This is a genomic window from Ruegeria sp. AH12 (genome assembly GCF_056541465.1).
On sequence record NZ_JBQFYL010000131.1, the window covers coordinates 1 to 790 of the forward strand.

1 protein-coding gene is annotated in these 790 nt (G+C 57.7%); it reads right to left on the reverse strand.

Going from position 1 to position 790, the window contains the following annotated elements; translation table 11 throughout:
• The coding region (locus ACR0EL_RS22130) for an aminomethyltransferase family protein (protein ID WP_480502306.1) at positions 1-663 on the reverse strand (663 nt) is incomplete at its 3' end.
• Between the last annotated feature and the right edge of the window lie 127 nt (positions 664-790).

A 790-nucleotide genomic window follows, 5' to 3' on the forward strand; every position in this document is an offset into this window, starting at 1 on the left:
GCCCAGACCGGCCGCTTCGCAATCCTCATGCGCCAGGAAGGCTTTGGTGATCTCAATCGCCTTGTCCTCGGGGATCGAAATCTCGTAGCCATCCTCGCCGGTATAGCCCAGCCGCGAGATACGGCATTCGACGCCGTTGATATCCGCCACGGTGGTTTCCATGAACTTCAGATCCCGCGCGGCGGGGCACAGTTCGCCCACAACGTTTTCCGCCGCAGGGCCCTGAACGGCCACCAGCGCACGGTCGAAAATCTCGATCACTTCGACGCCTTCGAGGTGCTCACGCATATGCGGAATGTCCTGATGCCGCAGCGCCGCATTCACCACCACAAAGTAATGATCCCCCGCGTTCGACACGATCAGGTCATCCATGATCCCGCCTTCGGCATTGGTGAAGAACCCGTACCGCGCCTTGCCTTCCTTCAGCGTCGCATAAGCCTGCGGACACAGAGCTTCCAGCTTCTCGCCCACATCCTCGCCCCGCAAAATCACCTGACCCAAATGCGACACATCAAACAACGCCGCCTTCTCGCGGCACTGCTTATGTTCACCCATGATCCCCAGCGGATACTGAACTGGCATCTCCCACCCGGCAAAATCAACCATCTTGCCGCCCAACTCAACGTGAAGCCCAAAAAGCGGCGTGCGTCTAATCTCGGTCATCTTGGATACCTTTTCGTATCTTTCGGTTTGGAACGCATTCCCGTCAGTCTGCCTCAAGTAGTCAATATTGCAACGATTCCGGTCAACTTGCGAACCGACGCGCCGCCTGTGGGGCAAGTCTGTATAC